The organism is Bradyrhizobium sp. LB13.1, assembly GCF_054056815.1.
On record NZ_JBSRYQ010000001.1, the window covers coordinates 4,410,932 to 4,425,096 of the forward strand.

At 60.1% G+C, this 14,165-nt stretch carries 9 protein-coding genes and 1 pseudogene; 5 read left to right on the forward strand and 5 right to left on the reverse strand.

Going from position 1 to position 14,165, the window contains the following annotated elements; genetic code table 11:
• Positions 1–150: 150 nt before the first annotated feature.
• Complete coding sequence (locus ACVWYI_RS20945) at positions 151–1,908, reverse strand: adenylate/guanylate cyclase domain-containing protein (protein WP_456663071.1); 1,758 nt, start codon at positions 1,906–1,908, stop codon at positions 151–153.
• A gap of 531 nt (positions 1,909–2,439) precedes the next feature.
• Between ACVWYI_RS20945 and ACVWYI_RS20950 the strand changes: the two genes are divergently transcribed.
• The 5 genes and pseudogenes from ACVWYI_RS20950 to ACVWYI_RS20970 all read left to right on the forward strand — a co-directional run bounded on the left by ACVWYI_RS20950 (position 2,440) and on the right by ACVWYI_RS20970 (position 9,524).
• The gene (locus tag ACVWYI_RS20950) at positions 2,440–2,892 is read left to right on the forward strand and encodes an ester cyclase (RefSeq protein WP_456664557.1); all 453 of its coding nucleotides are present in this window, start codon (positions 2,440–2,442) and stop codon (positions 2,890–2,892) included.
• 1,199 nt (positions 2,893–4,091) lie between these two features.
• Positions 4,092–4,463, forward strand: coding sequence for a hypothetical protein (locus tag ACVWYI_RS20955; RefSeq protein WP_456663072.1), 372 nt, complete (start codon positions 4,092–4,094; stop codon positions 4,461–4,463).
• Between the two features lie 19 nt (positions 4,464–4,482).
• A pseudogene (gene ligD / locus ACVWYI_RS20960) lies at positions 4,483–5,402 on the forward strand (non-homologous end-joining DNA ligase).
• Positions 5,402–5,623 (forward strand): hypothetical protein, encoded by a 222-nt coding sequence (locus tag ACVWYI_RS20965; protein ID WP_456663073.1) that lies wholly within the window; start codon positions 5,402–5,404, stop codon positions 5,621–5,623. Before ligD ends, ACVWYI_RS20965 begins: the two are co-directional and overlap by 1 nt.
• A gap of 2,714 nt (positions 5,624–8,337) precedes the next feature.
• A protein-coding gene (locus tag ACVWYI_RS20970) for an IS3 family transposase (protein ID WP_456661117.1) occupies positions 8,338–9,524 on the forward strand; the annotation gives its coding sequence in 2 pieces (ribosomal slippage) (positions 8,338–8,590 and positions 8,590–9,524; 1,188 coding nt in all).
• Positions 9,525–9,844: 320 nt separating this feature from the next.
• Here ACVWYI_RS20970 and ACVWYI_RS20975 read toward each other — a convergent pair.
• The 4 genes from ACVWYI_RS20975 to ACVWYI_RS20990 all read right to left on the reverse strand — a co-directional run bounded on the left by ACVWYI_RS20975 (position 9,845) and on the right by ACVWYI_RS20990 (position 13,989).
• On the reverse strand, positions 9,845–10,075 hold the full coding sequence (locus tag ACVWYI_RS20975; RefSeq protein ID WP_456663074.1) for a helix-turn-helix domain-containing protein: 231 nt from the start codon (positions 10,073–10,075) through the stop codon (positions 9,845–9,847).
• A 498-nt stretch (positions 10,076–10,573) separates the two neighbouring features.
• Positions 10,574–12,364 carry a tetratricopeptide repeat protein gene (locus ACVWYI_RS20980; protein WP_354053315.1) on the reverse strand — a complete coding sequence of 597 codons (1,791 nt, stop codon included), beginning with the start codon at positions 12,362–12,364 and terminating at the stop codon, positions 10,574–10,576.
• Positions 12,365–12,740: 376 nt separating this feature from the next.
• Complete coding sequence (locus ACVWYI_RS20985) at positions 12,741–13,472, reverse strand: NAD-dependent epimerase/dehydratase family protein (protein WP_354053316.1); 732 nt, start codon at positions 13,470–13,472, stop codon at positions 12,741–12,743.
• Positions 13,473–13,593: 121 nt separating this feature from the next.
• Positions 13,594–13,989, reverse strand: a complete 396-nt coding sequence (locus ACVWYI_RS20990; protein WP_354053317.1) for a cupin domain-containing protein — start codon at positions 13,987–13,989, stop codon at positions 13,594–13,596.
• Positions 13,990–14,165 lie beyond the last annotated feature (176 nt).

Here is a 14,165-nt window from a genome sequence, read left to right on the forward strand (position 1 = left end):
TGGCCCATCGCTTCCATTGACGCGGCGTCGGTGCATGTCCGCTCAAGAGGGCAGACCGGAAGTTGCAGCCGGGCGCCAGTTCGGCGGCTTGTGACCCGTTTCGGACGTGCGCCTATCGGGGCCGTTTCGTTCGCAGTCGAGGCAGCAACGTCATTCCGGAAGGCCTGCTTTGCGAAGACCCTTGGCGAACATGGCGAAGTCCTCTGTTCGGCGGAATGGCGCTAGATCTCTGAGAGTGGAGGCTCGCAAGTCAGGGTTAAGTTCGAGCGCCCGTGCTATGGCTTTCTGTGCTGGCTCAAGCTGTCCGGCAAGCGCCTTGCTGGCAGCGGAAATGCAGATCGTCAGCAGAAATTTGGGATTGTCGCGCATTGCCTGTTCGGCGCATAACGATGCCACGTCACATCGGCTCGCGAGAAAATGAGCATATGCCATGGCTCCCTGCATGCCATACATGGACGGATCGAGCGGACTCAGGCGCATGGCACGCGCAACATGCTCAAGTGCCAGGTCCGACTCACCTCTCCAAACTCTCAGCCAGGCACTAAGCGTCCAAGCTTCGGCTAAGTTGGGACTGACCGTCAGTCCCCGATCCATGAGCGCCGCGGCGTCGTCGAACTCCTGGGCTACAAAGGCGAGTGCATACCCACCCCTAGACAGCGCGACAGGGTCATCTCCACCGAGATGCACGGCTTTCCGGGCCAGCCGCGTAGCTTCGGCACTCTCTTGCTCAGGCTCGATCATCCAGCCACGCGCCTTGCGCTGCACGTAGCACCACGCGGCCATGCCATAGGCGCACGCCAAGCCACGGTCGAGCTCGATCGCCCTGCAAAACAGCGCAAGCGCCTCGCGGTTCGCTTCCATTGTCGTGCGGCGAAGTTTCACCAGTCCGCGCAGGTAATAGTCGTACGCAGTCAGATTTTCGGTTGGTTTGCGGTTGGCACGTCTGATCTCCTCAACCTGCAGCTTCGGGGCGATAGCGCTAATGACGCTGGCGGTTACATGGTCCTGTAGATCGAACATATCTTCGAGCGCACCCTCGAAACGGTCCGTCCAGAGATGTGCTCCATTTTCGGCATCGATCAGCTGACCGGCGATACGAATGCGGTTTCCAGCTTTGCGCACGCTGCCTTCCAGCACGTAGCGCACTCCTAGCTCCCTTCCGACCTGCTTCACGTCCACATGCCGGCCTTTGTACGTGAAACTCGAATTGCGCGCGATCACAAACAGCCAACGAAGGGCAGAGAGCGCCATCGTGATATCCTCCACGACGCCATCTGCGAAATACTCCTGCTCTGGATCTGCACTCAGGTTCTGGAAAGATAGTACGGCAATCGAGGGTTTGTCAGGGAGCGCCAACGTGGGCCTTTGGTTTGCTGCCGCAAGATTTCTCACTCTGAAAACGCGGACCGGACGTCCAATGTTCTTGAGGTTCTGCTCGCCGGCATCATCAAACACAACATCAAGTTTATCGCGGAGTTGTCGGTGGGCATCATCCGACACACAAATGCCACCGGGCTCCGCAATCGCTTCGAGACGCGCTGCTACGTTGACACCGTCGCCGAATATGTCCCCATTATCCTGGATAACATCGCCAACATTGATACCGATCCGGAACTCAATTCGATTGTTCGCTGGTACGTCCGAATTGCGTTCCGCCATGCCACGCTGAACATCGACCGCACAGCGCATTGCGTCCACAACGCTATTGAACTCGGCCAAAAGGCCATCGCCGGTGTTCTTGACGATGTGCCCGCGATAGGCGGCAATCGTTGGATCAATCAAGACCCGCAAATGCTCCCTCAGCCGGACGTGCGTGCCTTCCTCGTCCATGCCCGTTAAACGACTATAACCGGCGACATCGGCCGCGAATATGGCTGTTAGCCGTCGCAAGAGGTGTTCGCGGCTCAAGGGATTCTCCCGCCGTGAAGCGTCACCGGTCTGAACCGGCACCTTTTGAAATGTTAGCGAGAATCGGCGTCAAATGCCACAGCCATCAACAAGGTTAGCTCAGAGGCGGCGAGCTGATCGAGAGAGGCGGGCGACGTCCGCTCCTGGCCCATCGGCGAAAGTGGCGGTCCCTCCGCGAGGTTCACTCACTGAGGCATAGCGGACGAGAATTGCTCAGTTTGATTTCTTCGCCTTGTGACCCGAAGCCGACCTGTGTTGGCGCAGCGGCCGGTCGGAAATCGGGTGGATCGATCTGCGTGAAATCCTATCGTGGGCGGGCGCACATAGGAGCACGACATGCACAAGTTTCACTCTATCGCAGCTCTTTGTGGAGATGGCCTCCGACCAGAACTGCGAGAGCTGTTCGAACGGCTGGCGATTGATCCTCAGTCTGGGCTGCACATCCGTCCCGACGGCATGGTCCAAGCCGGCCCCGATCCCGTCTGCAAGGCGTCCACTCGAACTGAAAACACAAACAGAGGAATTAGCTACATGTCGAAGGAAAGTGACAACAAGGCGATCGTGGGTCGCTGGTTTACAGACTTTTGGGGCGCGATCTGCAACCTGAATATCGTGGACGAACTCGCAGCGCCGGACATGCTGTTGCAATATTCGCTTCACGAACCTCGTCGTGGCCGCGACGACATTAAAGCCTTCATGACTGACTTTCGAAAGGCGTTTCCGGACCTCAACTTCTGGGGTGCGGCTGACCTGATCGCGGAAGGCGATTACGTTGTTGGACGCTGGGAAGGTGGTGGCACGCACACCGGGCCCGCCTTCCGCGACTTTTTGGCGGGATCACTGCCTGCCAACACAGGGCGCAACATGAAGTTCACGGGTACGACCGTCCTGAAGCTCAAGGATGGCAAGATTGTCGAGGAGATCGGCCTCGACGATGGTGTGGCGGCCTTGACACAGCTTGGACTTATCAAGGCTGCCGCATAGGCGTATTTCTAATGTGACGAACAGCGGGCTGGCCTTCGCCAGAGGGCCGGCCCTAGGTCCGCTTCTGGCCCTTCTGCGACCTCGGGAAACGTCCGCTTTTCTACCGCTATTGGAGGTAGAGCGGGACCTTCACGCGGCCAGCCGCGTAATGAGTACACGGCCTAGTTGATATCCTTATCAGCACCTACGACACAGTACCTCGTCGCCGCTATCGTCGTAGATGCCACAGGCTAGCGCAAGCAGGATGGGCTGGTCGATTGGGTGTCGATCGGTCCTGCGTGAGCGGACTTGAGCTTGGCAGTCGGAACGACCGTAGTGACGCACTGGCATGTCGCCCAAGCCCGACGGCGCGAGCTTGCAGGAAATTTTCGCTGAAGGGACGAGGAGGACTCGAAGATCGAAGGGAAGCTGACTACCTGCCATCTGGGCGTGAACCTGGACAAACGATAAGCACCGATCTGAGCCGCCCTGATCGGCATCACCCACTGTGCTGGCGGGGGTTTTTCGTGGTCAGAAAATTTGAGCCCGAGTATTACATCCAGCTATGCGCGAAGAGGTATGCTCAAATTACGAAGAACATTGCGGCAAGCTCATCAGCTGACGAGATCACCCAGTTGAAATGTACGCTCACGATCATCAGAGATGGCGCTCTCGAAGAGGCCGAAGCTGAACGTCGATACCGAATGTGGAAACTCCCAGACGTCTGGAGGGTCATCATTGATGGAGGAAGCATACCGGAGAAGCCTATCCCGAGGGCGGACGCACTTCGCCTGATCGATTTTTTCGCTGTACCTCCGACAGGCACACTAGGCTTGCTATCGAGCTCGCAGATGCAACATCTTGCCGACCAGTGCGAGGGATGGGCGTGCACACCGAATTTGCACGATTATGAAGCGGCCCGCCTGAATGGTAAGGCGGTGGGATTGCGCCTGCTGGCAGAGTACCTAGGACCCTTTCACCGACCTCATGAGCCACCTGAGTCACTTCATGGGCTTTTGGCAGGAAAAAACTGAGGACTGGCCGTGCTTCTCGCGGGTCGCTTAAGCTGGGTTTTCGCTGGGCGAGGCTGCCCGGTGGGGGCGCGCTCTTCCGGACCTGGCTCACTGTGACCGCTTGGCTGGCCCCGACCGCGGAAGGGGCGCAGCGCCGGAACGATCGGCCAGCCGGGCCATTGCTCCTCTATTAATTGGAGTTGCGTCATGCGTCATTCGCCGTCGATCGTGCCGCTGGATCGTCTCGACCGGGAAATCTACTTGGTCCTGGAGGATTTCCGCGCCCGCGCCGGCTGCTCCTGGCGTGAGACCGACGAGCAGGACACTGATCTCGAGACCATCATGAGCGACCTACTCTCGGGTCAGTACGCCTATCCGGTCCGGATCGTTGCCGTCAACGCGATCGAGGGTTGGTCTCGTGATGCGACCAGCGAGATCGCCGAGCGCGCCCTCGAGCGCGGCGTCGAGATCGGCCCCGCGCTGCGGGCCTTCATCGAGGCAAACGCGATCCGTCCCGTTGCCGTCCAACTGACGCTGCCTCTGAAAGGAGTTGCTCGACCTGGAACTCTGATTTCGTGACCTGGCGCGGAGTGTGTCAGTGGCGTCCCAGCGCAAGAAGATCGTGTCGATCGGGGTCAAGACGCCCTACCCCGGCTTCATCGAGCCTCTGCTCGCCGAGCAGGTCGAGCGGGTGCCACAAGGCGCCCGTTGGCTCCACGAAATCAAGTATGACGGGTACCGAGCCCAGCTCCACATCACTGGCGAGAGCGTCAAGGTCTTCACGCGACGCGGGTACGACTGGACCAGGCAGTTTCGGAAGGTCGCGCAGGATGCCATCCTGATTAGGGCCAACTCCGCCATCATCGACGGCGAAATCGTCGTGCCCGCTGAAGGCGGCAAGACCGACTTCTCGCAGCTTCAGAACAGTCTCAGAGGCAGCGCCCAGAACATCATCATGATGGCATTTGATCTGCTGTACCTCAAAGGCCGGGAGCTTCGCCAGGAGCCGCTGGAGGCGCGTAAGAAGGCTCTTCAGGCGCTGATCGAGGATACGCCCATCCAATACAGCGAGCACTTCGAGATCGGTGGCGCCGAGCTGTACCGGCGCGCCTGCCAAGCCGGGCTGGAGGGCATCGTTTCCAAGATCGCGGACTCGCCCTATGTCGGCGGGCGTGGAAACTACTGGGTCAAAACCACCTGCGCTCACCGAGAGACCCTCGCCATCGCCGGCTTCGCGCTCGACGGCAACAAGTGGGACGGCATCTTTCTTGGACGGCGCAAGGGCGGGGACCTGATCTATGCCGGAAAGGTTGACCACGGCTTCGACAAGTCGACGGAGGCGAGTTGCGGAAGCGGCTGAAGCCGCTGATCAGGAAGACGCAGCCCTATGCCAAGCGCGTCGCGCACAAGGGTATCTGGGTGGAGCCGACGCTGCTTGCCGAGGTCGAGTATCGGGGCAAGTCGGCCGAGGGGAAGGTCCGGCATCCGTTCTTCAAGGGCCTGCGGGAGGACTTGTGATGGCCTGGCTGAAGCCCGCGGAGCAAATCGAGCAGAGCTACGACCTCGCCATGATGGCATTGGCCGACTATCTCACGCGCGAGCGAGACGCGGAGGAGACCATCGACCGGCTCATCGGTATTCTCGATCGGGACAGCCTGCGGGAGGCGATCACCGAGGTTTTGGTCGACGCGCGGGTGCACCCGAGGCCAAGAACGGATGCACCGAAGGCTGACCGATGAACTGCGTCGCTTGCGAAGACACTGGTTGGGTATGCGAAGACCACCCCGACCGCCCTTGGGATGGTCCGCACGCCTGCGGCTGCGGCGCAGCGGGTGACCCTTGTCCCAGGTGCAATCTTTCCTCTGAAGCCAAGCCGCCGCGCCCACCTGCGGGCTTTCAGTTCAGCTTTGGATTATTGACGGATTTGGTCCGGTTCTTCCGCAAGACGGGATAGGCAGCGGGGACAGCGCGTCCGGACCGGCCTTGCTCTACCGAGCTTCACCACCGCCGGGACACGACACGCCGGCAGGCGACGTGAGACACCTGCGACGACTGTCTCATCCCGCTGACTCACGGCGTGTCAGCCGCGCATAAACGTCGAGATGACCACAGACGGGCTTGAGGCGAGCGTTCTTGCCCGAGTGTTACGAAACGGACCACGCCATTCGCCCGCCATGCGCGGCAGTCGCAATGCACTTGACATATTTGCTGTGCTGTTGGCATGCGGCGCACTGCTTCCAGCACTCCTCGTTGTGCTCCCCTTCCGCCGTCGACGAGGAAGAGGCGGACCAGTAGGCAAGAACGGGGGCTCAGCTGATGCGGTACGCTGTTGGAGGCTTGGCTCGCGGCGCTACTTCGTACAGAAGCCCAAGTGTCTCACCTTTGAGCTTCAGTGTCTCACGCTAAGCAATTCTGATACCGATGCTTTCCGCAAAGTGGGTGAGACACCCGAAACCCTGTGTCAGCGCGCTGACTCACTGTCTCACTCCTGCGGTGACGAGCTGGCACAGGCCATAGGCGAGCTGTTGAGGTCGTCCTGGTGCTGTCGCTGTGGCTCCCCCGCCCCGGGCCAAGGATTGCGGAGATCGGAGACCAGTTCTTCTCGCGGTATCGTCGCTGAACGGCCATGTTGCCGATGCGGCCGCCTCTCGTATGCGCCATGTCGTCTGTATGCTTGTGGCATGCTCCAGGCATTGCTTGTGGCATGCTCCGGGCATCAGATTCCGCCGGGTCGCTCAAAGGCGCCCTGTTCATCTCAATGCCGAGTCAGGCGATGTCTCGCGCGCCACGCCGTGGCCTGCTTGCAGGCCGGCCTGCCGGCCCACGGCTGAGCATCCGTTATAACGTCCGTTGCAGCGCCCGTTAGAACTGTCGTCGAATGAGCCTCGTAAACTCGCGAACAACTCTCCGGCGTTCAACTGTCTAATGAGACAGTGAGTCAGCCCGGCAATCGGCTTCTCACAGGCTCGATCGGCCTGATATCGCCCTTTGCATTGCCGCCGAAACCACACCTTGCGCCTGTCACACGCCTGCGGTGCAGCATAGCTTCTGATCGCGGCCAGGACGCTCCACGCGAGCCTCAGCGTCGCTCCTGCCGGGGATCAGGCGCCCGTGCGACGGGCTTGTTGATGTCCGGCGAGCGATCTTCGGAGCCCACCGTATCGCCTGGGGCATCTCGGACCCACCACGCTCGTGGTGTTGTCGACGCCACTGGCCCAGCCATTCGTCGCGATCAGCTTCGCCGCGCGCCGGATCAGCTCATGGCCTTGCAATGTCTCATCCCCTGTCTCGCAGGCCCGAACTGCCCGTAAGTTACGGAAATCCAAAGTCGGATCACTCGTCGGCATTGCGCCGACTGTCTCATGAGACAGGGTTGAGTCAGCGCGGTGACTCAGTGTCTCTCACGCGCTCCCTTTCAGCACCCTGGAGTGGTTGTTCGATCTGCGCGGTCGCCTTGAACCCGGGCGAGCGGTTGATTTGCCAAATGGGATCTCGTCCCTCGGCAGCTCTCAAGGCTTGCGGGACTTTTGCTCGTCTCAGAGCACTCGTAAACGGCGGTTCAGATCCCGGAGCGGGCATAGCTTCGCCTTTTAGGGCGAAGCCGTGTCCCCGTAAACGGTCGGACGAGTCCTATCGAGACATAGATGGATCTAAGCAACCTTTTTGTGAGGGAGGCCGGGGTCATGCTGTCGGCCTTTAACGCTCGCCTTGACGCGGGAACACTGCACCACCGATCCATCAGCAGACAGCTCTCCAGCAGGTCGGCGCCAGCCGTTGCCTGCTCCTGCGAGAGGGTGACCCCTCGCTTTTAGCGTTGCCACACGGTGTCCCGCAGCAGCCCTGGCTAGGCTCGCGGACCGCGCCCGATCGACGGGATGGGCCTATGGCCTCCCGCAATCGCCCATGGTTGAACAGACTGCCTTGGTGCACTCAGGCAAGCGGCCAGCGTTCACAAGTGGCGATCGCGCGAGATCGATCAGCGCGTAAGCGCCGCTTGAGACTCCTCCGGAGGCTGCTCTTCTGAAGAACGCACAAGCACGACCTGCGCGCAGTCAGAGGCAATCGGCGGCTGAGCGACCGTGACGCCCGTGACGCCGACGGTATCGTCACGGTCGGGGTCACGGCCGTTCCGCAGCTTGTCGCGACGGCGACGTTGGCGTTCCGAGGCGGTGCCGTCTTTAGACGAGCTGCTGCCGCTACGCGCTTGGGCTCCACTCGGGACCAGCCTAAACGGCAGCTCGGCCAGTTCAATTCTCCGACGGGCGATCACTTCTGCATATGGGGGAAGAAAGACGATCCACTTATCATGCTCGGGATACGGAACCCCTTCCCGCACAACAATGTTGCCGTGGGCGTTTTTATAGACAGCGATCGCCCCTTGCTCTGGGACTGACCTGCCCCTGCCGATTTCCTCCAGTTGAAGTTAGAGTCCGGCCTTCTGAAGGACGGACAAATGAAGCGAGCCAGGTTTACGGAAGAGCAGATTATAGGCGTGCTGCGCGAGCATGAGGCCGGTGCGAAGACGGCCGATTTGGCACGCAAGCACGGCGTCTCGGAAGCGACGCTTTACAACTGGAAGTCCAAATTCGGCGGTATGGACGTCTCGGAGGCCAAGCGGCTACGGCAGCTTGAGGACGAGAACGCCAAGCTGAAGAAGCTATTGGCCGAGCAGATGCTGGATGCGGCGGCGCTGCGTGAGCTTCTTTCAAAAAAATGGTAGGGCCCGCCGCCAAGCGCGAAGCTGTCGCGCATCTGCAGGCCGAATTGGGACTGTCAGAACGGCGGGCCTGCATCATCGTCAGCGCCGACCGCAAGATGATCCGTTATCGGTCGAGCCGGCCGCCCGATGCCGAACTGCGGGTCCAACTGCGCGAACTGGCCAACGCCCGCCGGCGCTTCGGCTATCGGCGGTTATTCGTGCTGCTGCGTCAGCATGGCGAGCCGTCCGGGCTGAACCGTATCTACCGCCTTTATCGGGAGGAAGGCCTCAGCGTGCGTAAGCGCCGGGCTCGCCGCCGCGCGGTCGGCACCCGGGCGCCGATCCTGCTCGAGGCCCGGCCGAATGCCCGTTGGTCGCTGGATTTTGTCCATGACCAGTTTGCCAATGGGCGCCGGTTCCGGATCCTCAACATCGTCGATGACGTGACCCGGGAATGCCTGGCGGCGATCCCCGATACTTCGATCCCGGGACGGCGGGTGGCGCGCGAGCTGACGGCGTTGATTGGTCGCCGCGGCAAGCCTGGCATGATCGTCTCGGACAACGGCACCGAGTTCACCTGCAACGCCATTCTGACTTGGTCAGAGGACAACCAGATTGCCTGGCACTTTATCGCGCCAGGCAAACCGATGCAGAACGGCTTCTGTGAAAGCTTCAACGGCCGGATGCGAGACGAGCTTCTCAACGAAACCCTGTTCTTCGGCCTTGATCACGCCCGAACCAGGATTGCGGCGTGGGCCCATGACTACAATAGCCACCGCCCGCATTCGTCGCTGGGCTATCTGACACCCGCGGCCTATTCCGCCAACCTCACCGCAACGTGCGACCGGCTGCGCAACCCCGACCAGCTCCGCCGATCGCACGTTGCTCACCCCGCGCCAAACGGCGTAACATCCGCCGAGACTCTAATCGCCAATGGATGAAAGTTCAGCGGCAGGTCAGGACGATGATATCAACGTCATCCCAATCGAAATCCTCGCTCATGAGTGCCCCCGCATCGCGGAGACTCTTGAACGAAATTCTTCGTTCGGATTCGGAATTCGCGGCTGCCCAAGTATCGACCAGAACCGGCGGCTCCCGATTTGCCCTCGTGGGGCGTCTTCCTCTATCGGGCGGGGCCGGCTCGTTTGGGGGTTTCGCGAACTCCCTTTTGGGAAAACGAGCATTTTGCAGGAGCGAACTGTCGTTTCCCGCGAGCGCAGGTCGGACTAACACAGCAGTTGCGCTGGTTGAGCAGCGCGTTTCAGCGGGACGCATGGTGCACTCCGCGGCCGCGGCGGTTAGCTTCCTCCTCCAATCGCCGCAGCACGTAAGCATCAATGCTGCGCCAAGTGATCTTTCGAGAAGATCCTTCGAGATAACTCTCCAACGCTCCCGAATTTAGAAGCTCGTATATCTTCGCGCGCCCGATCTTGAGCGCCGTCATGGTTTCGTTCACGGTCGCGACAACTGCGCGATCGTTTTCACCTCTCATCGCTGTCATCCGCTTTGTACCCACTTGTTCGTAGCGGATACGAATGAACAGCAGGGACCGCGATAAACATAGCCGAGAAATGATGCGGCTCTGCAGTATCCCCGTTAAACACTGAGAAGTTCGGAAAATCCTCAGGACCAAATCAATAAGACTGCTATAAGCCCTTGAATTTAATGCAGAATAAAAATTTCGCCTAATTCGAATGACCTTGAAGCCTCGATAAGTCCGTGATCGTCCTCGGTTTTTTCGAAGGTCTCTTCGAGGGTAACTACACCGCCAAATGCGTTCCTCCAATGGGTCAGGGGATACTCCATCCCCCAAATCGCCTTGATAGCGTTCGTTCTTTTGCGGCTCAGCTTGAAAGCTACGGTTGAAATCTACGACCTGGGTCGCCAAGCAGCGTCCCGCGTCGAGGGGCGCCGGAATGTCGGCTGTCCAGCCGGGAGCGGACTAAGGTCTCAAAACGCCGGGATGCCCGCTTGTGACCCGTCTCCGACATCACCCCTCTGGCACCCCGGCCATGCGCATGCCCTCACAGAAGCGCTCGCGTCCAGCGAGGTAAGTCGGATTGTCGCTCGGCACGTTGGCGCGGAAGCGGGAGATGGTGAAAGTCGGGTCGAGCGCAAGCCCTGCTTGGGCAGCGGATCGCGCCTCATCAAGCTGACCGAGGTGCGCTAGCGCGGTGGCAAGATAGATGTGCGCGCGTGGATGATTTCGGTTGATCTCGACCGAGCGACGGAACCGTGCGACCGCCTCCTGATCGGCGCCGAGCTGCAGCTTGGCGAAGCCCGCGAACATCATCCAAACAAAAGCCTCCGTATCACGAGGACTGAGGCGGAGTGCCTCTTGGACATGGGCCTCAGTCTCCTCGCCGCGACCGAGAAGATACTTGGCGCGACCAATGTAGGCGTGCGCATTAGCTAGGTTTCGGTCCAGCGCCAATGCCTGCTCGCATTCAGCAATGCCTTGGGCCGCGCGGTTTGTGAACATTTTGATGTTTCCGAGAAGCCAGTGGGCGCGTGCGTGCTGGGGGGCCAGGGACAGAGCCTTGATCAAGGCCGTCTCAGCCGCTGCGAGACGCGCGGCCCGCTCAACGGTCAAAGCCATGCCAACAGCTGCCGCATCAACAACTGCCAATCCGACCAGCGCTTCGACATTTTTGGGTTCGAGCGCCAAGGCGCGTTCAAAAAAGCTGCGCGATTGCGCAAGATACTCGGAAGTCCTTCCCTTGTTTAAGCAAGCCATGCCCTGGAAAATCAAATCCATCGCATCGGGATGCAGCGAACGCTCCGCCCGCCGCGCCTCAGCTTCAACAAGTTGAGTATTTAGCGTGTTGGCGAGCCTCGATACGATTTCGTCCTGCATATCGAATAGATCAGCGACTGGCTTATCGAACCGTTCGGCCCACAGGTGTTTGCCAGTCTCGGCGTCGATCAGCTGAACATTCACGCGAAGCCGGTTGCCACCACGCTGCACCGAGCCCTCCAGTACGTAGCGGACGCTTAACTCGCGCCCGATCTGCTTGAGATCAACCGCTTTGCCTTTGAACGTAAATGCGGTGTGTCGGCCAATCACGAATGAGCCATTGATGCGCGACAAGTCTGTGGTCAGGCTCTCGGTCACGCCGTCAACGAAATAGTCTTGCTCGGGATCGCCACCAATATTCGCAAACGGCAGCACCACCATGGACAGACGCGGCGCTGAAAGCGAGCTTGGCGTCGTGCCGCCGACCTTTGTCACCGGGCTAAGTCCCTCTCGGGCCACGGCATAGGCTCGGATCGGACGAGCAATATTCTTGAGGTTCTGCTCGCCCAGATCGGTGAACTCAATCCCAACCTTGCCTCGGACTTGATCGTAGGCAGAAGACGAGATGCAGATGCCGCCGGGTTCTGCGATGCTCTCAAGTCTCGCCGCGACGTTGACGCCATCTCCAAAGATGTCATGGGGCTCGACAATTACGTCGCCGATATTGACGCCCACGCGCAAAGCAATGCGTCTGTCTTCCGCGTCACCAATTGTAAGTTCCTTGATGCGGGTTTGAAACTGAACAGCAGCCCGAACCGCTTGGACCGCACTCGGAAAGTCTGCCAAGAACCCGTCTCCGGTGTTCTTCACCACGCGGCCACCGTGCTCGGCGATACTCGGTTCAACAGCGTCCGCTAGGAGTGCCGTCAGTTTGGCATGCGTCGTTTCTTCGTCATGGTGCATGAGCCGCGAATAGCCAGCCACGTCGGCGGCCAATATCCCCGACAACCTGCGCTCGACCCGGACCGGCCGCTCTTCTGCCATGGCACGCTATCCAACCCATAGCACACTGTATGACGGATCAGACGGCAGTGCCAAGCACGCCTTGACGGGATGCCAGGCGTTGATGTCGGCTATTGGCCCATCGCTTCCGTTGACGCGCGTCGCTGCATGTCCGCTCAAGAGGGCAGACAGGAAGTTTGCAGTCGAGCCCCAGTTCGGCGGCTTGTGACCCAAAACCGCTTGTGACCCAAAGCCGTCCATGCGCCGCATTTTTGCGACGCCTGATCGCTCCTGTTCGCCGGTCGGTCATGGCGGAATGACGCCTCTTTGATGCAATCGGAAGGCACCTTGGGAGCAAGCGACGTGCGTCACGTCGCGGGTGCCGAGGCATCGCTACAGCCCGGCGCCGTACTAGTCGTCAGGCCGGAAGACGAAAGTCGGGAGTCCAACCCAGGGCTGCGTGCGCCTTTTCGGTCGCAACATGTCTATTGGACTGCGCGATGTTATAGACGCCTGGGTCACCGTGATCGATGGCGAGCATAGCGGCATAGGCCGCCGCATCCACATGAACGGGCGAAGAATTCGATGGCTGGTCCGAAGCGGTTCCGGGGCCATAAAGCTGGCCGTAGCGAAGAACGAGGCCCTCGAGCGGCGGCGATTTCAAAGTCAGATCTTCGAGCGCAATCAGTCCCTGCACATTGATACCGCTCTCTCCTTCGGCTCCCATATCGAGCGGGTCCGTCTCCGCGTGCGGCTCGGCCCCGGGAGCGTAGGCCCACGCGATGCTTTGCGCCACCAACCGGTACGCACCCGCCGAGATCGCGGCCTCGACGAGGTTCCGCGTCCCTTCGCTCCGGATGCGGGCCGTGCGAACGATCGCCGCGCCCATCTCACGTGGATTAAGATCCTTCGGGAGGTCGGTAAGCTGATGGATCACGACATTCGGGCGCGCCGATGCGACGGCGCATGACAACGCCGGCGCGTCGAAGACGTCGACGATGACGGGGTCCGCCCCGAGTGAGCGCAGCGCGTTGGCATTCGCCTGCGATCTGGTGCTGCCACAGACGTAATGGCCAGCTCTGTGCAGGAGCGGCGTCAGGCGCCTGCCGATGGCTCCAGACGCCCCTGCAAGGAAGATCCTGTAACCCATCACCATTGCTCCTTCGTCACCATGTGCTTCAACACGCCACACGCCGCCAAGGCGAGATCGGAAGTAATCGGCGGACTCAAGGCGGACATGCAGATTTCCACCTCGGCCACAACCGGCGCTTCTACTGGATCGGATCAAGGAAAGGCGTGTCCGGATCGCTGACATAGAAGGTGATAACCCGCATCGGGTCAGTTGTACTGCGATTATAACCGGTCATCTTCACGTGCGGCGGCTCTATCATGGCATCGCCCGCCTTAATCGTAACCGGCGCACGTCCCTCCAACTCAAGCGTAAAAGCTCCCTCCAATATGTACAAGGTCACGGGGAAACGGTGGGTATGGAGAACAGTCTTGTCGCCCGGTTTCAGGGTCGCAGTCAGCACCCGGATCTCCTGTTTTTCGCCCTTGGGCATACCGGAGACAAACTCGCTCATTTTCGTCACCTCTTGCGCAGAAGCGCTGGTCAAGCTGAGCAATATCGCGGCCAAAACAAAGGTGAGTGTCGACGATCGATGCATGACGCTTGCTCCTGCTGATTTGGTTCTCCCGCTAACTCCGCTTTCAAGATCGCTCTACAAAAAGGCTTTTGTTGGAGACTCCTCGATGGCACCACACTAGGTCGGGATATGAATGCGAGTCGGCTTATGGCCCGTTGCCGACCTCCGCTTACACAGCCGCTATGTCTGCCTTCAGG

What these genes read in the sequence shown, in the direction of transcription:
- ACVWYI_RS20955 (WP_456663072.1), top strand. Translation starts at nt 4,092, where the DNA reads ATGCGTCATTCGCCGTCGATCGTGCCGCTGGATCGTCTCGACCGGGAA.
- ACVWYI_RS20950 (WP_456664557.1), top strand. Translation starts at nt 2,440, where the DNA reads ATGTCGAAGGAAAGTGACAACAAGGCGATCGTGGGTCGCTGGTTTACA.
- ACVWYI_RS20965 (WP_456663073.1), top strand. Translation starts at nt 5,402, where the DNA reads ATGGCCTGGCTGAAGCCCGCGGAGCAAATCGAGCAGAGCTACGACCTC.
- ACVWYI_RS20980 (WP_354053315.1), bottom strand. Translation starts at nt 12,364, where the DNA reads ATGGCAGAAGAGCGGCCGGTCCGGGTCGAGCGCAGGTTGTCGGGGATA.
- ACVWYI_RS20990 (WP_354053317.1), bottom strand. Translation starts at nt 13,989, where the DNA reads ATGCATCGATCGTCGACACTCACCTTTGTTTTGGCCGCGATATTGCTC.
- ACVWYI_RS20985 (WP_354053316.1), bottom strand. Translation starts at nt 13,472, where the DNA reads ATGGGTTACAGGATCTTCCTTGCAGGGGCGTCTGGAGCCATCGGCAGG.
- ACVWYI_RS20975 (WP_456663074.1), bottom strand. Translation starts at nt 10,075, where the DNA reads ATGAGAGGTGAAAACGATCGCGCAGTTGTCGCGACCGTGAACGAAACC.